The following is an 18,738-nucleotide window of genomic DNA, read 5'->3' as shown; positions in this document are numbered from 1 at the left end:
GCCGGCTCGCCCGGAATCTCCGGCGACCAGCGTGGCTCGGCGTCGAACGGACGGTCCTCCCGCGCCGCGAGCGGCGCGTCGGTCACGGCGCCCCCGACCCACTCGTCCGCCTCCTCGCCGGTGGGCGTGGCGCCGGCCGGCGTGCCGGTCTCGTAGGGGGCGGACACGGTGGCCTCCGCCGGTTCCGGCTCGGTGTGCCGGCCCGAGCGCAGCGCGCCGACCAGCCCGAGCAGTCCGATCAGGATCAGCGCGCCGGCCAGGAACCAGCCCACCGGGGGCAGTGCCAGCCCGAGGATCCGGGCCAGCAGCCACCAGGCGGACAGCCCGAGGAAGGCCAGCCCGAAGGCGAACGACACGATGTCGGTGCGGTGAGCCTTCACCGGGTCACCTCCAGGTTTCCGGCGTTCACGTGGACCAGCAGGCGCAGCGTGCCGCCGCCGCGACCGTCCGGCCCGAGGTCGGTGTTCTCCCACTGGCGGCCGTTCAGCCCGCCGGTCCGCCGGCCGAAGACGTTGGCGTCACCGGCGTTGACGTCGGCCACCGTGGTGACGTCGACGTTCGGCGGCACGACCACCGTCGCCTTGCCGAAGTTGACCTCGACCGTCACCTGGGTGTCCTTCTTGTCGAAGTCGACCGCGCGCAGGTCGAGCACGGCGTCGCCGAAGTTGTTCTCGTACCGGTCGGCCAGGTCGCGGTAGTCGGCCGGGGCCCAGGTGACGTTTCCGTCGATCCCGCGGACCCGGTCGTAGGACTCGGCGACGGTGGCGATGCCGAGCGCCGCCGCGGTCACCAGACCGAGTGCGATCAGCCAGCGGGCCCGGCCGAACCAGGTGCCCACGAGCAGCCCGAGCCCGATGGTGGCCAGCACCGCGGCGAAGTAGCCCGCCGCGCCGACCGGGAAGACGTCGAGCAGGTCGAGCATCGCCACCAGGCCCAGTGCCAGGAAGATCAGCGAGAAGGTGACCGCGCCGAGCGCGGAGCGCTCCTTCGGCCGCTTCGGCGGCCGGGCCGGGCGGGCCGGCGGCGGGGCGGGCGGGGTCGACCCGGCGTACGGGCCGTGCGGGGCGAACGGCGGCCGGTAGCCGCCCGGCGGCAGTGGCGCGCCCACCGGGGCGGGCGGCGGCACGGCGACGGGCTCGCCGTAGGGACTGCCGGTCGTCGGCGCGGCGGACCACGCCGGGGTCGCCTCGGCACCGGGCCACGCCTCGCCGGTCCGGCTGCCCGGGACTGCCGGCGGCCGCGCCACGGTGGGCTCCGGCTCGGACCAGGCGGGCCGGGCCACGGTCGCCGCCGGCCAGCCGGCGGCGGACACCGGCGCGGGCGGGTATCCCGGCTCGGGCCGGGCGGCCGGCGGGGCGGTGACCGGCGGCTCGCCGGACCACGGCGCCTCGGCGGGCGTGCCGGACCAGGGTGCCGACGGAGTGGCCGGCGTCGGGACCGGCCCGGCGGCGGCCGGCACGTCGGGAGCGGGCGCGGCGGTCGACGGCGCCGGCCAGGCCACCGGGGGGACCGGACCCGGCGGCGGGCCGGGGGGCGCGCCGGGCGCCGCCGTCCGGGTCGCCGGGCCGCGCTGGTCGCGGTTGAGCAGCAGCGCGCCCCCGATCAGGATCACCGCGCCGAGCAGGATCGCCCGGAACCCGTTGGTGACGACGTAGCCGAAGCCGACCGCGACCACGATGCTGAGCACGATCACGGTGATCGGGGACATGCTGGACCGGCCGCGGCCGAGCATCGACTCCACCGGCGAGGCGGTGTCCCCCTCGCCCGGGATGATCAGCCACGCGGTGACGTAGACCAGGATGCCGATGCCGCCGAAGAAGCCCAGCACGGCCAGGAGCACCCGCCACAGCACCGGGTCGGTGTTGGTGGCCCGGCCGATCGCCGCGCAGACACCGGCCAGGTAGCGGCCCTCCCGGGGGCGGACCAACCCGTACCGGGAGGTGAAGCCGGCGCCGCCGGGCGGTGGGGCGTACCCGGTGGGTGGCGGGTCGGCGAACGGGGCGCCGCCGGTGGGCGGCGCGCCCGGCGGCGGCGGGGTGGACCCGAACGGCGGGGGTGCCGTGGCGTCGGCGGCGGTGGGCGCCGGCCCCGGCGGGGGTGGCGGTGGCCCGTCCTGTGCTGCCGCCCCGGGGCGGGGCGGACGGGCAGCTTCCTCGGTCATGCCTCCGATCCTGCTGCCCCGGCCGCCCGAGCGTCCTCAGGACCCGACCCTGACCCCACCCTGAGATCCCGGGGCCGAGGATGTCCGGGGCGTCCCCGTGGTCCGGGGCGGTCCGGCCGTGTGACGATCGGTTCGTCGGCCGCCGCCGGCACACCGTCCGCGACCCGGGAGCCTCCGATCAGCAGCACCGTCACCCCGCACCCCCCGCGCCTCTACCGGGCCACCGAGCACCGGCTGGCCGCGGGGGTGGCCGCCGGCCTCGCCGAACACCTGGGCATCTCGGTGCTCCGGGTCCGGGTGGCCTTCATGGTGCTGCTCGGGCTGAGCGGGCTCGGGCTGCTGCTCTACGCGGCCTTCTGGGCGGTCGTCCCGCTCCGGCCCGGCGACACCGCCGTTCCGCCCCGCCGCGACGTCGCCCAGCTGCTGCCCTTCGTGGCGATCGGGCTGGGCGTGCTGCTGCTCCAGGTCGTCGCCTTCGACTCGGTCGGCGCGGCCGGCACCGCCGGCTGGCTGGTCGCCATCATCGCGGTCGGCGCCGGGGTCATCTGGCACCAGTCCGCTCCCGAGCGCCGCCGGCAGTGGGGCGGCTCGATGGCGGTGCCCTGGCTGGGCGCGGTGGTGGAGGAGAGCGACCGGCGCGCGTTCGTGCTCCGCTTCATCGGCGGCGGGGTGCTCGTCGCGGTCGGCATCATCGGCGTGGCGGCGGTCTACTCGCCGGCGCAGAACTTCGACGCGGTGCTCAACGGCATCATCTTCGCGCTCGTCGGGCTGGCCGGGGTGGGCGTGGTGACCGGCCCGGTGCTCTGGCGCACCTGGAACCAGCTCCGCTCGGAGCGCGAGGCACGCATCCGGGAGCAGGAGCGGGCCGAGCTGGCCGCCATGGTGCACGACCAGGTGCTGCACACCCTCGCCCTGATCCAGCGCAACGCCGCCGACGTCAAGACGGTGCAGCGGCTGGCCCGGGGCCAGGAGCGGTCGCTGCGGAACTGGCTCTACAAGCCGACCGCCTCGCCGACCGAGCGCTTCGCGGCCGCTCTCGAGCAGGCGGCCGCCGAGGTGGAGGACACCTTTGCCATCACCGTGGAGACGGTGGTGGTCGGCGACCGGGAGACCGACGAACGGGTCGGGGCGTTGGTCGCCGCGGCCCGGGAGGCGCTGGTCAACGCGGCCCGGCACGCCGAGGTACGGACCGTGTCGCTCTACGCCGAGGTGGAGCCGGAGCAGGTGAGCGCCTTCGTCCGGGACCGGGGCAAGGGCTTCGACCCGGATACCGTGGAGGATCACCGGCACGGGGTCCGGGGTTCGATCATCGGACGGATGAAGCGGCACGGCGGCCGGGCCGAGATCCGGTCCGAGCCGGGAGAGGGGACCGAGGTCCGGCTGATCCTGCCGATCAGCGGCTCCGGCTCCACGGCGGAAAGGGACAGATGATCATGGCTGAGCAGGAACCGGTCGAGGGCGCGGCGCCCCGGGGCGGGCGGCTGCGGGTGTTCCTCGTCGACGACCACGCGATGTTCCGGGCGGGCGTCCGCGCCGAGCTCGGCGCGCGCGTCGAGGTGGTCGGCGAGGCCAGCACGGTGGCGGAGGCGGTCAGCCGGATCGCGGCGATGCAGCCGGACGTGGTGCTGCTCGACGTGCACATGCCCGACGGCGGCGGCCGGGCGGTGCTGGAGGCGATGCGGCGTACGCACCCGCAGGTGCGGTTCCTCGCGCTGAGCGTGTCCGACGCCGCCGAGGACGTGATCGGGCTGATCCGGGCGGGCGCCCGGGGCTACGTCACGAAGACCATCTCGCCGGAGGAGCTGACCGACGCGATCCGGCGGGTGGCCGACGGGGACGCGGTGTTCAGCCCGCGGCTGGCCGGCTTCGTGCTGGACGCCTTCGCGGCCCGGCCGGACGCGCCGGTGGCCGATCCCGAGCTGGACCAGCTCACCAACCGGGAGCGCGAGGTGCTCCGGCTGCTCGCCCGGGGGTACGCGTACAAGGAGATCGCCCGGGAGCTGTACATCTCGATCAAGACGGTCGAGACGCACGTCTCCAACGTGCTGCGCAAGCTCCAGATGTCCAACCGGTACGAGCTGTCCCGCTGGGCCGCCGACCGCCGGTTGGTCTGACCACTCCGGCGGCCCGGGGCGTCACTCCGTGGTGCGCAGCACGGTGAACGCCTCGGCCAGCCGGCCGGGCGGGAGGCCGGCGTTGTCGGCCACGGTGGTGAGCCGGTCCCGGATCCAGGTCGGCACGTCCAGGTGGGCGGTCTGCGACCGGTGCGCCTCCATCGCGGCGATCTTGCGGTCGACCTGGTCGGTCACGTCGATGGCGTGGTCCGGGCCGGGCCCGCCGGCGTACCAGATCTCCCGGACCACCCACGGTTCGAGCCCTTCGTCGAGCAGTTCCGGGAAGGCGAAGCGGTTGCGGGAATCGGGGTAGACGGCGCAGGTCGCCGCCTCGCCGACGGCCAGGTGGTCGGGGTGGCTCGGGCCGGTCAGGTGCTCCCAGCGCCGCAGCGGCGAGCTGGTCAGCACCCGGTCCGGCCGGAATTCACGGATCGCGGCGCTGATCTGCCGGCGCAGCGTCAGGCTGGCGGTGAGGATGCCGTCGGTGTGGCCGTCGAGGAAGTCGACCCGGCGCACGCCGACCGCGGCGGCCGCGGCCCGCTGCTCCGTTTCCCGCCGTGCCGGCATCTCCTCGCGCGGCGTGTCGTCGAAACCGCCGGAGTCCCCCCGGGTGGCGATGAGGTAGGCCACCTCGATACCCTCATCCACCCAGCCGGCTATGGTGCCCGCACAGCCGAAGTCGACATCATCCGGATGGGCAAAAACTGCCAGGACTCGGCGGACGTCGGGAAGGACCGGAGCGGACGCAGGGAAGCTCACAGCGCCGAGCCTACGCGGGTGATCTCGCCCCGTCTGGCCATGTCTTGCCTGTTCAGAGCGGTCCGATCCGCGTCTTTCATGATCTTTTCTCAAGTATCGGCAACGTGGCGACCAACTAACGGCTTGATAACGGCACCTTCACGCAAAGGGCCGGTGGGTGTCACAGTGGCAACACCTCACCCCCCGGTGTGAGGCACCCCGTCGGGCCCCCCGGCCACGTGACGTCGCCGCCAGGCGCCGCCGCGTGGCCGTCGACCCTGCGCGGTGTCCTCGTCGAAGGGTGTGGCGCCCGGCGGATCGGTGCCCCTGGGGTGTCCCGATTTCCTCTGCGGTAACCGACGACCTGTGGTTCGGGCCGTCGGCGGTGTCACCCCCCACACGTGCGTGAAACCCACGACGGAACCAGGTTAGAAAGAGGAGGCCCCTCGGAATGAGAGTCTCGAAGCGGGCGAGCGGCGCGCTCGCGGTGGGCGCGGCAATCGCGCTCGTCGCGTCCGGCTGCTCCAGCGGCAACGACGACGGCGGCGACGCCAGCGCCAGCAAGGACGGCGCGATCGTCATCGACGGCACCCAGCCGGAGAACCCCCTGGTTCCGGCGAACACCACCGAGACCGGTGGCGGCAAGATCATCGACTGGGTCTGGAGTGGCCTGGTCGAGTACCCCAACAACGGTGGGGCGCCGCAGAACCTGCTGGCTGAGTCGATCGAGACGAGCGACTCGAAGGTGTTCAAGATCAAGATCAAGCAGAACACCAAGTTCCACGACGGCACCACCGTCAAGGCCGAGAGCTTCGTCAAGGCCTGGAACTGGGCGGCCTACGGCCCGAACGGCGCGCAGAACGCCTCCTTCTTCGCCGACATCCAGGGCTTCGAGGACACCTACACCGAGGACCCGGACGGCCCGGACGGCCCGAAGAAGGCCCCGGAGCCGAAGGCCAAGGAGCTGTCCGGCCTCAAGGTCATCGACGACTGGAACTTCGAGGTCACGCTCTCCGCGCCGACCGCCGTGTTCCCGACCAAGCTCGGCTACAGCGCCTTCATGCCGCTGCCCGACGCCTTCTTCGCCACGACCCCGGCGGAGTTCGGCAAGAAGCCGATCGGTAACGGCCCGGTCAAGCTGGTCTCCTGGCAGGACGACGTCGAGCTGAAGCTCACCCGCTTCGACGACTACAGCCTGCGCGACAAGATGAAGATCAAGGACGTCACCGTCAAGATCTACCAGGACGACACGGCGGCCTACAACGACCTGCTCGCCGGCAACCTGGACTTCCAGCAGCAGGTCCCGGTCTCCTCGCTGGCCGGTGACAAGTGGAAGACCGACCTGGGCGAGCGGGCGATTCAGACCACCGTCCCGTCGAACGGCATCATCGCCTTCCCGATCTACGACAAGCGGTTCCAGAACAAGGACCTGCGTCGCGCCATCTCCCTGTCGATCAACCGGCAGGAGGTCACCGACAAGATCTTCTTCGGTAACCGCAAGCCGGCCGACAGCTGGGCCAACCCGCTGACCCCGGGCGCAACCCCGGGCGACTGCACCGCCTGCAAGTTCGACCCGACCGAGGCCAAGCGGCTTCTCCAGCAGGCCGGTGGCTTCCAGGGCAAGCTGACCCTGTCGTACAACGCGGACGCCAGCCACAAGGAGTGGATGGAGGCCGTCGCCCAGCAGATCAAGACCAACCTGGGCATCGACGCCGTCGCCGTGGGCGTGCCGACCTTCGCGGTCTTCCGGGCCAACATCAACGCCTACAAGATGACCGGCATGTACCGCGCCGGCTGGCAGCAGGACTACCCGGACGTGGAGAACTGGATCAACCCGCTCTACGTCACCGGTGGTTCCTCGAACGACGGCAAGTACAGCAACCCGCAGGTGGACGCCCTCGCCAAGGAGGCCTCCGCGGCCCCCAGCCTCGACGAGGCCCACAAGAAGTTCGCCGAGGCCGTCAAGCTGATCGACCAGGACGTCCCGGCGGTCCCGATCTACTTCAGCGGCGAGCAGTCCGGCCACTCGGAGAAGATCAAGAAGATTGAGCTGACCAACGTCGGCGAGCTCGACGTCACCTCGGTCGAGCTCTGATCCGAACGGTCTGACCCCGGGTCGGGCTCGCCTACCGGTGAGCCCGACCCGGGGCCGTTCCGCGAGGGGGTGTACAACGGACCCCTCGCACGTTGTCACCATCCGTGTCGGCCGCCCGACGCGCCCCTTGTCTGGAGGACCACCCCATGGGCCGTTATCTTGTGAGACGGCTGCTGCAACTCGTACCGGTGTTCATCGGTACGACGTTCCTGATCTATTGGCTCGTCTGGTCGGTGCCCGGCGACCCCTTCGCCGGCAAGTGCGGCGACCGCGGTTGCCCGCCGAACTACCGGGCCATGATGACCGAGAAGTACCATCTCGACGATTCGATCTGGGTGCAGTACGCCAGCTACATGAAGAACCTTTTCCAGGGCGATTTCGGTATCACGTTCGGCGGTCGCGCGATCAGCGACATCATCGCCACCTCGTACCCGAACACCCTGAAGCTGGCGGTGGTCGCGCTCGCCATCGAGGCCGTCATCGGCCTCGGCGCGGGCGTCCTGACCGGTCTCCGGCGTAACGGCTTCCTGGACAACCTGGTCCTGATCTCCACCCTGTTCCTGATCGCGCTGCCGGTCTTCGTCATCGGCTTCGTGCTCCAGTGGATGCTCGGCGTCAAGTGGGGGATCATCAACCCCACCGTTTCCAACGAGATGCGGTTCAGCGAGCTGATCGTGCCGGGCTTCGTGCTCGGCAGCGCCTCGATGGCGTACATCGCCCGGGTGGCGCGGACCAGCATCGCCGAGAACCGGCGGGCCGACTACGTCCGCACCGCCATCGCCAAGGGCCTCCCCATGCGCCGGGTCGTCGGCGTGCACCTGCTGCGCAACTCGCTCATCCCGGTGGTCACCCTGCTCGGCACCGACCTCGGCGCCCTGATGGGTGGCGCGATCGTGACCGAGGGCATCTTCGGCATCAACGGCATCGGCCGCCAGGTGCTGCGGGCCATCGTCACCAAGGAGAGCGCTACCGTTGTCGGCATCGTGGTGGTGCTGGTGGTCGTCTATCTCGTGATGAACCTGCTGGTGGACCTGCTCTACGCCGCCCTGGACCCGAGGATCCGCTATGAGTGACCCGAGTACCGCGTCGATCGTCTCGACGCCGCCCGCGACCATGCCGACCGAGGCCGGTTCCGGCGCGCCCGTCAACGCCGGCCTGCCGGAGAGCGCGCGGAAGCAGAAGCCGCGCGGCCTGCTCGGTGACGCCTGGCGGGACCTGCGTCGCAAGCCGCTGTTCTGGATCTCCACCGCGTTCATCGTGCTGTTCATCGTGATGGCCGCGTTCCCGTCGCTGTTCACCTCGGGTGACGCCGTCAACGGCGCGCTGTCCCGCAGCCGGGTCGAGCCGTCGTCCGACGCCTGGTTCGGCTACGACGTGCAGGGCCGTGACGTGTACGCCCGGGTGATCTACGGCGCCCGCGCCTCGATCGTGGTGGCGCTGCTGTCGACCATCGGCACCCTGCTGATCGGTGGCACGATGGGCATCATCGCCGGCTACCGCGGCGGCTGGGTGGACGGCCTGCTCTCCCGGATCGCGGACATCTTCTTCGGCCTGCCGTTCGTGCTCGGCTCGATCGTCATCCTGACCACGTTCAACGGCTCGGGCACCGACAACAACGAGTGGCAGATCATGGGGCTGGTCATCATGTCCCTGACCGTGCTGAGCTGGCCGGTCGTGATGCGGCTGATGCGCTCCTCGGTGCTCGCCACCAAGGAGGCCGACTACATCGTGGCGGCCCGCGCGCTGGGCGCCGGCACCGGCCGGATCATCCTCAAGCACCTGCTGCCGAACTGTCTGGCCCCGCTGCTGGTCTACGGCACGATCATGGTCGGTTCCTTCATCGGCGCCGAGGCCACGCTGTCCTTCCTGGGCATCGGCCTGAAGAGCCCGGTGGTGTCCTGGGGCATCATGATCAGTGAGGCGCAGAACTACATCCGCGTCTCGCCGTTCCTGCTGTTCTTCCCCTCCGCGTTCCTCGTCACCGCGGTGCTGAGCTTCGTCATGCTCGGCGAGGCGGTCCGCGAGGCCCTCGACCCGAAGCTCCGATAGGGGAACTGAGTTGTCCGACATTCTCGTGTCCGAGCAGTCCGCGCCGGGCGCCGACGGATCCGGCCGCCCCTCGGGCCGCCTGCTCGAGGTCGACGGCCTGAAGGTGGAGTTCCGCACCCGGGACGGTGTCGCCAAGGTCATCAACGGGGTGACGTACCACGTCGACGCCGGAGAGACCCTCGCCGTGCTCGGTGAGTCCGGCTCCGGCAAGAGCGTCACCGCGCAGACCATCATGGGCATCCTCGACACCCCGCCCGGCTTCGTCACCGGGGGCCAGGTCCGCTTCCACGGCAAGGACATGCTCAAGATGTCCGCCGAGCAGCGGCGCCGGATCCGGGGTGAAGGCATTGCGATGATCTTCCAGGACTCGCTCTCCGCCCTCAACCCGGTTTTCACCGTCGGCTTCCAGATCGCCGAGCAGTTCCGCATCCGGCGCGGCATGAGCCGCTCGGACGCCAAGAAGCGCGCGATCGAGATGCTCGACCAGGTGAAGATTCCGAACGCCAAGGGCCGGTACAGCAACTACCCGCACCAGTTCTCGGGTGGCATGCGGCAGCGCGCCATGATCGCCATGTCGCTGGCGCTCGACCCCGAGGTGCTGATCGCCGACGAGCCCACCACCGCGCTGGACGTGACCGTGCAGGCCCAGATCATGGACCTGCTCGGCGAGCTTCAGCGGGAGCGGCAGATGGGCATGATCCTGATCACCCACGACCTCGGCGTGGTCGCCGACGTCGCGGACCGGATCGCGGTCATGTACGCCGGCCGGATCGTCGAGGAAGCCGACGTGTACGACCTGTACGCCAAGCCGGCGCACCCGTACACCCTCGGCCTGCTCAACTCGATCCCGCGGATGGACGAGAAGGGGCAGGAGCTCCGGACCATCAAGGGCCTCCCGCCGAACCTGATGAACATCCCGCCGGGCTGCGCCTTCAACCCGCGCTGCCCCATGGCGCAGCCGGTGTGCCGGGAGAAGGTTCCCCCGCTGTTGCAGTTGGGCCGCGGCCGGGCCAGCGCCTGCCACTTCGCCGAGGAGCTCGTGAACCGTGACTGAGAACATCATCGAGGTCCGTGACCTGGTCAAGCACTACCCCGTGACCCGGGGTGTGGTGTTCAAGAAGACCATCGGTCAGGTCAAGGCGGTCGACGGCGTCTCCTTCGACCTGAGGGCCGGCGAGACCCTCGGCGTGGTCGGCGAGTCCGGCTGCGGCAAGTCGACGCTGGCCCGGGTGCTGATGAACCTGGAGAAGCCGACCGCCGGTCAGGTGCTCTACAAGGGCCAGGACATCTCCAAGCTCTCCGGCGGCGCGCTGCGGCGCCTGCGCCGGCAGATCCAGCTGGTGATGCAGGACCCGTACACCTCGCTGAACCCGCGCATGACGGTCGGCGACCTGATCGGCGAGCCGTTCGAGATCCACCCCGAGGTGGCGCCGCGGCGGTCCCGCCGGGACAAGGTCAAGGAACTGCTCGACCTGGTCGGCCTCAACCCGGAGCACATCAACCGGTATCCGCACCAGTTCTCCGGCGGCCAGCGGCAGCGCATCGGCATCGCCCGGGCGCTCGCCCTGCGGCCCGAGGTCATCGTCTGCGACGAGCCGGTGTCGGCCCTGGACGTGTCGATCCAGGCGCAGGTCATGAACCTGCTGGAGAAGCTCCAGGCCGAGTTCGGCCTCTCGTACGTCTTCATCGCCCACGACCTGTCGGTCGTGCGCCACCTCTCCGACCGGGTCGCCGTGATGTACCTGGGCAAGATGGTGGAGGTCGGCACCGAGGACGAGATCTACGAGCGGCCGACCCACCCGTACACCCAGGCGCTGCTGTCGGCGGTGCCGGTGCCCGACCCGACCGTGCGGGAGAGCAAGGCGATCATCCGGCTCCAGGGTGACGTCCCCTCGCCGGTCAGCCCGCCCTCGGGCTGCCGGTTCCGCACCCGGTGCTGGAAGGCGCAGGACGTCTGCGCCCAGGAGGCGCCGCTGCTCCAGATCCGGCCGGGCTCGGACCACCCGAGCGCCTGCCACTTCGCGGAGAAGCGGGCGATCGTCGCCACCCACGACGCGGCCTGACCCACCCGGACCGCCTGCCGGCGTCAGCTCGACGCCGGCAGGCGGTTCGTCGTATCCGGCGACTCCGCGCCGCCGGGACCCCTCACAGCGGTCCGCGGCCGGCGCGCAGCAGCAGGAGCGCGAGCGGGGTGCCGTCCGCGCCGAGCGCCTGGCGGAACCGCTCCAGGATCTCCCGCTCCCGGGAGAGCACCAGCCGGGTGCCGCCGGAGGCCATCCGGGTGGCCCCGACCTCCTGGGAGAGCGCGGCCCGCTCCTGCCAGAGCGCGATGATGGTGCGGTCGATCTCGTCGATCCGCTCCCGGATCTCGCTGATGCGCTCGGCCGCCGCCGAGTCGTCGGTGCCGGTCCCGGCCGCCGCGGCCCCGGTCGGGTCACCGCCGGCGGGCCGGTCGTGCGGCGCCAGGCTGCCGCTGGACTCCACCACATCAGTCATCATCGTCGTACCCCTCGGGGTCTCGGGCCCGGTACCCGGATCCCGGGACGGAAAAGCCCCGGGCTCCAGGAGCCCGGGGCTTTTCGTAGGTCTGTGATCAGGCGCGACCCACGGCTGCCGGACTCCCGGTGCCGTAGTAAAAGTAGTAGCGCTGACCGAACATGCCGTCGAGTATGCCGACCCGCGGGCCGCACGCGCAAGGAAACCTGCCAACAGGTGGGACGTGACGCCGCCTTCTCGTCGGCGCCGCGCGGGCGGGAAGTGTCCGGCGGTCGGCATAGACTTCCCGTGCGATGCATCCTCTCTTCGACATTCCCGCGTCCCCGCCCGCGCCGGAGCCCGGTGCGACCCCGCCGCACCGGTCCGGGTCCGACGACGACTCCGGCCCGGCGCGTCCGTCGCCGCGCCGTGACCTGAGGCCGTCGGCCCGGCCGGACCCGCAGGCCCTCCTCGCCGGCCTGAACGGTCCCCAGCGGGACGCCGTCACCCACGCCGGGTCCCCGCTGCTCATCGTGGCCGGCGCCGGCTCCGGCAAGACCCGGGTGCTGACCAACCGGATCGCCTACCTGCTCGCCGCGCGGGACGTGCACCCCGGCGAAATCATCGCGATCACCTTCACCAACAAGGCCGCCGGTGAGATGAAGGAGCGGGTGGCCGCCCTGGTCGGCCCGCGTGCCCGGTTGATGTGGGTGTCGACCTTCCACTCGGCCTGCGTCCGGATCCTTCGCGCCGAGCACGAGCACGCCGGCCTCAAGTCCACGTTCTCGATCTACGACGCGGACGACTCCCGCCGGCTCATGCAGTTGGTCGCCCGCGAGCTGGACCTGGACCCGAAGCGCCACCCGGCGCGCGGCCTGGCCGCCCAGGTCTCCAACCTGAAGAACGAGCTGGTCGACCCGGAGGAGTTCGCCGGCCGGGCCAAGGGCCCCAACGAGCGGGCGCTGGCCGAGGCCTACACGCTCTACCAGCGGCGGCTGCGCGAGGCGCACGCGCTGGACTTCGACGACCTGATCATGACGACGGTGCACCTGCTCCAGTCGCATCCGCACGTGGCGGAGAGCTACCGGCGCCGGTTCCGGCACGTGCTGGTCGACGAGTACCAGGACACCAACCACGCCCAGTACGTGCTGATCAAGGAGCTGGTCTCCGGCACCGAGGGCATCCCGCCGGCCGAGCTCTGCGTGGTGGGTGACGCCGACCAGTCGATCTACGCGTTCCGCGGCGCCACCATCCGCAACATCCTGGAGTTCGAGCGCGACTTCACCGACGCCCGGACGATCCTGCTGGAGCAGAACTACCGCTCCACCCAGACCATCCTCAACGCCGCCAACGCCGTGATCGACCGGAACACCTCCCGCAAGCCCAAGCGGCTGTGGAGCGACGCCGGGGCCGGCGAGCAGATCGTCGGCTACGTGGCCGACACCGAGCACGCCGAGGCGGACTGGGTGGCCCGGGAGATCGACCGGCTGGTCGACGCCGGCGACACCCGCCCGGGCGACGTGGCCGTCTTCTACCGCACGAACGCCATGTCCCGCGTCTTCGAGGAGGTGTTCATCCGGGTCGGCCTGCCCTACAAGGTGGTCGGCGGGGTGCGCTTCTACGAGCGCAAGGAGGTCCGCGACGCGCTGGCCTACCTGCGCGCGGTGGTCAACGACGACGACACGGTCAGCCTGCGCCGGATCCTCAACACCCCCCGCCGCGGCATCGGCGAGCGTGCCGAGGCGTGCGTGGAGGCGCTGGCCGGCCGGGACCGGATCTCCTTCGGCGCGGCCCTGCGCCGGGCCAAGGACGCCCCGGGGATCTCCACCCGGGCCGCCAACGGCATCGCCGAGTTCGTCGCGCTGCTCGACGAGGCGCGGGAGCTGGCCGCCACCGGCACACCGGAGGAGGTGCTGGAAGCCCTGTTGACCCGCTCGGGCTACCTGGCCGAGCTGGAGGAGAGCCTCGACCCGCAGGACGCCGGCCGGGTGGACAACCTCCAGGAACTGGTCAGCGTCGCCCGGGAGTACACCGAGCGGATCGAGGCGCTGGGCGAGGACGACGAGCGGGCCACCCTGGCCGGTTTCCTGGAGCAGGTGGCGCTCGTCGCCGACGCCGACCAGATCCCCTCCGACGACCCGGACCACCAGGGCGTCGTGACCCTGATGACGCTGCACACCGCCAAGGGGCTGGAGTTCCCGGTGGTGTTCCTGAGCGGCCTGGAGGACGGCGTCTTCCCGCACCTGCGCTCGCTGGGCGACACCCGCGAGCTGGAGGAGGAGCGGCGGCTGGCCTACGTGGGCATCACCCGCGCCCGGCAGCGCCTCTACCTGTCCCGGGCGGTCACCCGCTCGGCCTGGGGCGCGCCGGCCTACAACCCGCCGTCGCGCTTTCTGGAGGAGCTGCCGACCGAGCTGGTCCGCTGGGAGCGCACCGAGGGGTCGTACACCTCGTGGGCCGGTGGGGGCGGCGGCGTCGGCGGCCGGGCGGACCGTGCGCCCGGCGGGCGGGGCGGCTTCACCGGGGGCACACCCAAGGCGACCCAGCTCGCCAACCGGCTCGGGGTGGATGCCAGCCGGCTGTCCACCGCGAGCGAGCTGAAGCAGGCGCCCAAGGTCTCGGTGGGCGACCGGGTCAACCACCAGCGCTACGGCCTCGGCCGGGTGCTGGCGGTGGAGGGGCACGGTCCGGGCGCGCGGGCGCAGATCGACTTCGGCGACCAGACCATGTGGCTGGTCCTCCGACACGCCCCGATCGACAAGCTCTGAGCCGAGTGGGGCCCGGCCCGGCGACGTGCCGGACCGGGCCCCTCCCTCGTGCCGTGGCCCGTCAGCAGGCCACGTCGATGCCCCGGGCACGCAGGAACGGCGCCGGGTCGATCTGGTTCCACATGGCGCCCTTGTGCACCTCGAAGTGCAGGTGCGGGCCGGTGGCGTCACCGGTGGCGCCCTCGTAGCCGATGACCTGGCCGGCCTTCACCTTGTCGCCGACGGCGACGATCAGCCGGCTCTGGTGGGCGTAGTGGGTCAGGTAGCCGTTGGCGTGGTCGATGAAGACCGAGTTGCCGTAGCCGTCGCCGGCGTCGCCCGCCTTGACCACGGTGCCCGCCGCGGCGGCGTGGATCGGCGTGCCGGCCGGCATGGCGAAGTCGATGCCGGCGTGCAGGGTGCCCCACCGCTGCCCGTAGCAGGAGGTGATCTCGGCGCCCTTCATCGGGATGATCCAGGCCGGCGTCGGCTTGGTGGTCTTCTTCGGCTTCGGCTTCGGCTTGGCCGGGGCGGTCTTCGTCGGCTTCGGGCTGGCCGCGCTCGGGCTCGGCGACGCGGTGGCCGAGGGAGTGGCCGGGGCGGTCGATTCGCGGGCCGAGCGATCGGCGCGGGCGGCAGCCTCAGCGCGCGCCTGGGCGTCGAAGTCGACCGCGGCGGGGGTCGGGGCACCCCGGTCGACGGTAGCGACGGAGACGCCTCCGACGCCGAGGCCCAGCAGGGCCACCGCGCCGACGACGAAATATGCGGTACGCCGGACCGGGCGCTGGCGCCGGTGCCGGGCGGGAGCGATGTCCGGGGTGTTCTCGTTCTGGATGGAGCTGTCTTCCTGCACGGAAACCTTCATCAGTCGAGGGGCACGTGACCTCGAAATACTGGTGGCGGCCCGGGTCGCGCCGGGTACGGGGTTCCGGAGGAGCGGCGAGGCGCGTGACACCACCTGCCCGGCTTTCCGCCTAACTAGGCGGTTTGCTGCGAAAAAGGATCATGGGCGGCTGTGGTGCCGGCCACAATCGAGGCTGTGACCCAGCAGACTTTGCCACAGACGAAACCGCCCGGATCAACTGATCCGGGCGGTCAACGGACGATACGGAGCGTCAGGAGGCGGCTACCTCGCTGTAGATTGCCTCGACTTCGAGCTGGATGTCCACTCCGCGGTCCTTGAGCCACGGCACCGGGTCCAGCGGCTGGCCGTTGACATGGATCTCCAGGTGCAGATGCGAACCGTAGGAGTGGCCGGTGTTGCCGACCAGGCCGAGCTGGTCGCCCGCCTTCACCTGCTGGCCCTCCTTGACGGTGACCGCCGAGGAGTGGCCGTAGATGGCCTCGCTGCCGTCCGCGTGCTGGACGATCACCGCGTAGCCGTAGCCGCCGAACCAGCCGGCCTTGGTGACCTGGCCGTCGTGGATCGCCCGGTAGGGCGTGCCCTCCGGGGCGACCAGGTCGATGCCGGTGTGCAGCTTGCCCCAGCGCATGCCGTAGGGCGATTGGAAGTCGTAGCCGTGCAGGGGGAGCAGCCAGGTGTCCTGCTCGGCGGCGGTCTTGCCGGCGCGGTCGTCACGGGTGGCGCGGTCCGCGCTGTCGGCCCGGGCCGCGGCGTCCTGGCTGGTGATCGAGGCCTGCTTGAGCTCGTCGAGGACCGACGGGCTGACGCTCTTGGCGTCGGGGAGGGCGTTCGCGCCGAGGGCGACGATGCCAGCTCCCACGAAGGCGGTGGTGACGACCGCCGCGTAGCGGCTCCGCGGGGGGGTGGGTACGCGGCGGCGGCCGCGATATCTATCGGGCTCAGACGACAGGCGCTGGCGCACGCACACCCTCCGTTGTCGGGGATCCGATGCGACCTCGGACCGTTCGGTGAAGCTCGGTCGAACCTCCGGTGTCGCGTCGTCACCCGTCCGTGGACCTGATGACAACCGTGGACACGTTAGCCAACTGCCACTCCTGTCACAAGCTGAAGCGCCGAATTGGCGTTTCGTTCTGTCCGTTTCCATCCCCTCTTGTCATAGCTCGTGCCGCCGGTCGGGTGGCCCGACGACCGCCCGTTCGTCGCGGACAGTGACCATTCGGCGGAGGTGTCCGGCTTCCGGGCCGCGCCGTCGGGCGGTAAGGCGCAGCCCGAGTTTCCGGCCCCGGGCAGGGCGGGTTACCGTTCGTTCAGGTCAGGAGTGCCGGAGCCGGTGAAAGGTGTGCACTGATGAGCTCTCGTATCCGGGTCGTCGTCGCGAAGCCCGGCCTGGACGGCCACGACCGGGGCGCGAAGGTCGTCGCCCGTGCCCTGCGGGACGCGGGCATGGAGGTCATCTACACCGGCCTGCACCAGACCCCGGAGCAGATCGTGGAGACCGCGATCCAGGAGGACGCCGACGCGGTGGGCCTCTCGGTGCTCTCCGGCGCGCACATGACCCTCTTCAAGCGGGTCCTCGAGTTGCTCGCCGAGCGCGACGCCACCGACATCGTGGTCTTCGGCGGCGGCATCATCCCGGACGGCGACATCCCGGAACTCCAGCGGCTCGGCGTCGCCAAGATCTTCACTCCGGGCGCCACCACCCAGTCGATCGTGGAGTGGGTCCGGGAGAACGTCGCCCAGCCGGTCGCCTGACCCTTCCCGGGCGGCGTGACTCTTCGGGGACGCCGATGTGGCGGGCCGCCACGGTCGGGTGTGCCCTTGTCGGTCGGCCGCTACGAGCTTGATGACGTGAACGGATCGGACCCGGTGGGTGTTCTTCCGAGCCTGTCAAGCTGACGTCGTCGGCGACTCAACGCGGTCGGACGACTCAACGCGGTCAGAAGGCTCAGCGCGGTCGGACGACCAGCGCGGCCTGCGGTCGACCCGGGCGTGAGTCGTTTACGACATCAGGTTGGTAGCGGGTCAGGAGGTGAAGCCGGGGGTCGGCGGGTCTGGTGCCCCGCTCGGCGGCCTGGCGCACCGCGGTCGGACTCGCGCCGGCTCGCGTGGCGCGGTCCACCGCCCTCAACCCGGCGCCGAAGTGGCGGCGGCGAGGTGGCGGTGTCGCGGTGGCCGGGATGTCGCCAGGTCGGCGATGTGGTGACGGGTCGGCGATGTGCGGACAGGGGGAGGGGCCGGACGCACCCCTCACACGCCCGGCCCCTCTATGCACGATGCCCCGCCGCCACCCCTCGACCGACAGGGCATCGGCCGCTCCCGTCGTCGCGCCTGACCAGCGCTCCGACATCAGACTCAACGACGCCCCCAACAGGGGGTTACGCCTGTTCCCCAACATCCCCCGGACGGCTGACGGCCGCCGCCCCGGGCACTCCGGACGGCCCGGTTTCCAGGGTCTCGCGGCGCGGGGGTGGGCCGTATGGTGTGCCTGCCCGGACCGCGTCACTGCGGTCGACGACCCCCGCCGGGAGCCGCCGTGACCCAGCCGCCGTACCCGCAGCCCGATCCCGCCGGCGGCCAGCCCTCGCCGCCCCCGCCCTCCGGCGGGTGGCCGGCGCCGCAGCAGCCCGGCCCGGGGTGGCCAACGCCGCTCCGGCCGCCCGTCGGGTGGCCCGCGCCGCAGCCTGGTCAGCCTGGGCCGGCCGGGCCGGCACCGCAGCAACCGGCTCCGGTCGGCTGGGGTGCCCCGCATCAGCAGCCGGCGCCGGGTTGGCCCGCTCCGCACCAGCAGCACGGCGCTCCGTACCAGCAGCCGGCGCCGGGTTGGCCCGCTCCGCACCAGCAGCACGGCGCTCCGTACCAGCAGCCGGCGCCGGGTTGGTCGGGCGCGCCGCAGACGTACTACCCCGGTGGCGTCGGGCCGGGCCAGCCGCCGGCCGTGCCGACCGCGAAGCGGATCCCGGAGGACCAGCCGTTCGTGGTCCGGCCGAGCCTGCGCAAGCGGGCGCTGACCCTCGGCCTGGTGACCCTCGTGATCGGCCTGGTGATCGCCTGCCCGATCGGCCTGGCCGCGTCGTCGGAGGGCGGCGGTGCCGGACTGCTCTTCATCATTCCGGTGGTGATGGTCGTCTTCGCCGTGCCGGTCGGCCTCCAGCTCTGGCTGGTTTCCTCGGGCGGCCCGGTGCTCGCGGTCGGGCCGGCCGGGCTGTGGATCAAGACGCGGCCGACCCGGGGGCAGGCGATCTGGCTGCCGTGGGAGGTGGTCGAGCGGGTCTACCTGCGGCGCTGGGGGCTGGAGAAGATGCTCTGCGTGAAGCCGCGGGACCCGCGGGTCGGCAGCGGGTTGGGCGCGTTCACCGCGCTCGACTCCGGGATGCAGCAGGCATTCTTCGGCACCGGCTTCACCGCCACCGTCAACCACGCTGACCGGAGCGAGGACGAGATCATGCGAGCCGTGGTCGGGTATGCGGCCGGTCGCTGCCGGGTGGGCTGAGCCC

The 18,738-nt window shown here is 71.6% G+C and carries 15 protein-coding genes and 1 pseudogene; 10 read left to right on the top strand and 6 right to left on the bottom strand.

Annotated features, from left to right (window positions below; genetic code table 11):
• Positions 1-101: 101 nt before the first annotated feature.
• Together ACFYPD_RS02265 and ACFYPD_RS02260 are read right to left on the bottom strand one after the other, a co-directional pair.
• Positions 102-380 (bottom strand): annotated as a pseudogene (locus ACFYPD_RS02265) (hypothetical protein); the annotation flags it as partial.
• The gene (locus ACFYPD_RS02260; RefSeq protein ID WP_387107853.1) at positions 377-2,161 is read right to left on the bottom strand and encodes a PspC domain-containing protein; all 1,785 of its coding nucleotides are present in this window, start codon (positions 2,159-2,161) and stop codon (positions 377-379) included. The pseudogene ACFYPD_RS02265 and the gene ACFYPD_RS02260, both read right to left, overlap by 4 nt.
• A 177-nt stretch (positions 2,162-2,338) precedes the next feature.
• Here ACFYPD_RS02260 and ACFYPD_RS02255 point away from each other — a divergent pair, with 177 nt between their 5' ends.
• Positions 2,339-3,592 (top strand): PspC domain-containing protein, encoded by a 1,254-nt coding sequence (locus tag ACFYPD_RS02255; RefSeq protein ID WP_387109149.1) that lies wholly within the window; start codon positions 2,339-2,341, stop codon positions 3,590-3,592.
• Between the two features lie 2 nt (positions 3,593-3,594).
• The gene (locus ACFYPD_RS02250; RefSeq protein WP_387107850.1) at positions 3,595-4,275 is read left to right on the top strand and encodes a response regulator; all 681 of its coding nucleotides are present in this window, start codon (positions 3,595-3,597) and stop codon (positions 4,273-4,275) included.
• A 21-nt stretch (positions 4,276-4,296) separates the two neighbouring features.
• Here ACFYPD_RS02250 and ACFYPD_RS02245 read toward each other — a convergent pair whose 3' ends face one another.
• Positions 4,297-5,034 carry a PIG-L deacetylase family protein gene (locus tag ACFYPD_RS02245; protein ID WP_387107848.1) on the bottom strand — a complete coding sequence of 246 codons (738 nt, stop codon included), beginning with the start codon at positions 5,032-5,034 and terminating at the stop codon, positions 4,297-4,299.
• Between the two features lie 430 nt (positions 5,035-5,464).
• Here ACFYPD_RS02245 and ACFYPD_RS02240 point away from each other — a divergent pair, with 430 nt between their 5' ends.
• The 5 genes from ACFYPD_RS02240 (at position 5,465) to ACFYPD_RS02220 (ending at position 11,220) form a co-directional block, all read left to right on the top strand.
• On the top strand, positions 5,465-7,108 hold the full coding sequence (locus ACFYPD_RS02240; RefSeq protein ID WP_387107846.1) for an ABC transporter substrate-binding protein: 1,644 nt from the start codon (positions 5,465-5,467) through the stop codon (positions 7,106-7,108).
• 146 nt (positions 7,109-7,254) lie between these two features.
• On the top strand, positions 7,255-8,181 hold the full coding sequence (locus ACFYPD_RS02235) for an ABC transporter permease (RefSeq protein ID WP_387107843.1): 927 nt from the start codon (positions 7,255-7,257) through the stop codon (positions 8,179-8,181).
• Positions 8,174-9,157, top strand: coding sequence for an ABC transporter permease (locus ACFYPD_RS02230; protein WP_387107841.1), 984 nt, complete (start codon positions 8,174-8,176; stop codon positions 9,155-9,157). The genes ACFYPD_RS02235 and ACFYPD_RS02230 overlap by 8 nt, the downstream gene beginning before the upstream one ends.
• A gap of 25 nt (positions 9,158-9,182) precedes the next feature.
• Positions 9,183-10,211 (top strand): ABC transporter ATP-binding protein, encoded by a 1,029-nt coding sequence (locus tag ACFYPD_RS02225; protein WP_387109147.1) that lies wholly within the window; start codon positions 9,183-9,185, stop codon positions 10,209-10,211.
• The gene (locus ACFYPD_RS02220; protein WP_387107838.1) at positions 10,204-11,220 is read left to right on the top strand and encodes an ABC transporter ATP-binding protein; all 1,017 of its coding nucleotides are present in this window, start codon (positions 10,204-10,206) and stop codon (positions 11,218-11,220) included. Before ACFYPD_RS02225 ends, ACFYPD_RS02220 begins: the two co-directional genes overlap by 8 nt.
• An 82-nt stretch (positions 11,221-11,302) precedes the next feature.
• Here the strand turns inward: ACFYPD_RS02220 and ACFYPD_RS02215 are convergent, their stop codons facing one another.
• The gene (locus ACFYPD_RS02215) at positions 11,303-11,656 is read right to left on the bottom strand and encodes a chorismate mutase (RefSeq protein WP_387107835.1); all 354 of its coding nucleotides are present in this window, start codon (positions 11,654-11,656) and stop codon (positions 11,303-11,305) included.
• 290 nt (positions 11,657-11,946) lie between these two features.
• Between ACFYPD_RS02215 and pcrA the strand changes: the two genes are divergently transcribed.
• On the top strand, positions 11,947-14,400 hold the full coding sequence (gene pcrA / locus ACFYPD_RS02210; protein WP_387107832.1) for a DNA helicase PcrA: 2,454 nt from the start codon (positions 11,947-11,949) through the stop codon (positions 14,398-14,400).
• 61 nt (positions 14,401-14,461) lie between these two features.
• Here pcrA and ACFYPD_RS02205 read toward each other — a convergent pair whose 3' ends face one another.
• Positions 14,462-15,244 (bottom strand): M23 family metallopeptidase, encoded by a 783-nt coding sequence (locus tag ACFYPD_RS02205; protein ID WP_387107831.1) that lies wholly within the window; start codon positions 15,242-15,244, stop codon positions 14,462-14,464.
• Positions 15,245-15,494: 250 nt separating this feature from the next.
• On the bottom strand, positions 15,495-16,205 hold the full coding sequence (locus ACFYPD_RS02200; RefSeq protein WP_387107829.1) for a M23 family metallopeptidase: 711 nt from the start codon (positions 16,203-16,205) through the stop codon (positions 15,495-15,497).
• A 386-nt stretch (positions 16,206-16,591) separates the two neighbouring features.
• Between ACFYPD_RS02200 and ACFYPD_RS02195 the strand changes: the two genes are divergently transcribed.
• Both ACFYPD_RS02195 and ACFYPD_RS02190 read left to right on the top strand, forming a co-directional pair.
• Positions 16,592-16,996 carry a cobalamin B12-binding domain-containing protein gene (locus ACFYPD_RS02195; protein WP_387107828.1) on the top strand — a complete coding sequence of 135 codons (405 nt, stop codon included), beginning with the start codon at positions 16,592-16,594 and terminating at the stop codon, positions 16,994-16,996.
• 1,183 nt (positions 16,997-18,179) lie between these two features.
• Positions 18,180-18,734, top strand: coding sequence for a hypothetical protein (locus tag ACFYPD_RS02190; RefSeq protein ID WP_387107825.1), 555 nt, complete (start codon positions 18,180-18,182; stop codon positions 18,732-18,734).
• Positions 18,735-18,738 lie beyond the last annotated feature (4 nt).

It is taken from the genome of Micromonospora sp. NPDC005299 (assembly GCF_042872345.1).
GTDB lineage: Bacteria > Actinomycetota > Actinomycetes > Mycobacteriales > Micromonosporaceae > Micromonospora.
This window is presented reverse-complemented; position numbering and strand designations above follow the sequence as displayed.

Coding starts and splice junctions, on each gene's coding strand:
- ACFYPD_RS02260 (WP_387107853.1), bottom strand. CDS start 2,161: ATGACCGAGGAAGCTGCCCGTCCGCCCCGCCCCGGGGCGGCAGCACAG.
- ACFYPD_RS02250 (WP_387107850.1), top strand. CDS start 3,595: ATGGCTGAGCAGGAACCGGTCGAGGGCGCGGCGCCCCGGGGCGGGCGG.
- ACFYPD_RS02240 (WP_387107846.1), top strand. CDS start 5,465: ATGAGAGTCTCGAAGCGGGCGAGCGGCGCGCTCGCGGTGGGCGCGGCA.
- ACFYPD_RS02235 (WP_387107843.1), top strand. CDS start 7,255: ATGGGCCGTTATCTTGTGAGACGGCTGCTGCAACTCGTACCGGTGTTC.
- ACFYPD_RS02230 (WP_387107841.1), top strand. CDS start 8,174: ATGAGTGACCCGAGTACCGCGTCGATCGTCTCGACGCCGCCCGCGACC.
- ACFYPD_RS02215 (WP_387107835.1), bottom strand. CDS start 11,656: ATGATGACTGATGTGGTGGAGTCCAGCGGCAGCCTGGCGCCGCACGAC.
- pcrA (WP_387107832.1), top strand. CDS start 11,947: ATGCATCCTCTCTTCGACATTCCCGCGTCCCCGCCCGCGCCGGAGCCC.
- ACFYPD_RS02205 (WP_387107831.1), bottom strand. CDS start 15,244: ATGAAGGTTTCCGTGCAGGAAGACAGCTCCATCCAGAACGAGAACACC.
- ACFYPD_RS02195 (WP_387107828.1), top strand. CDS start 16,592: ATGAGCTCTCGTATCCGGGTCGTCGTCGCGAAGCCCGGCCTGGACGGC.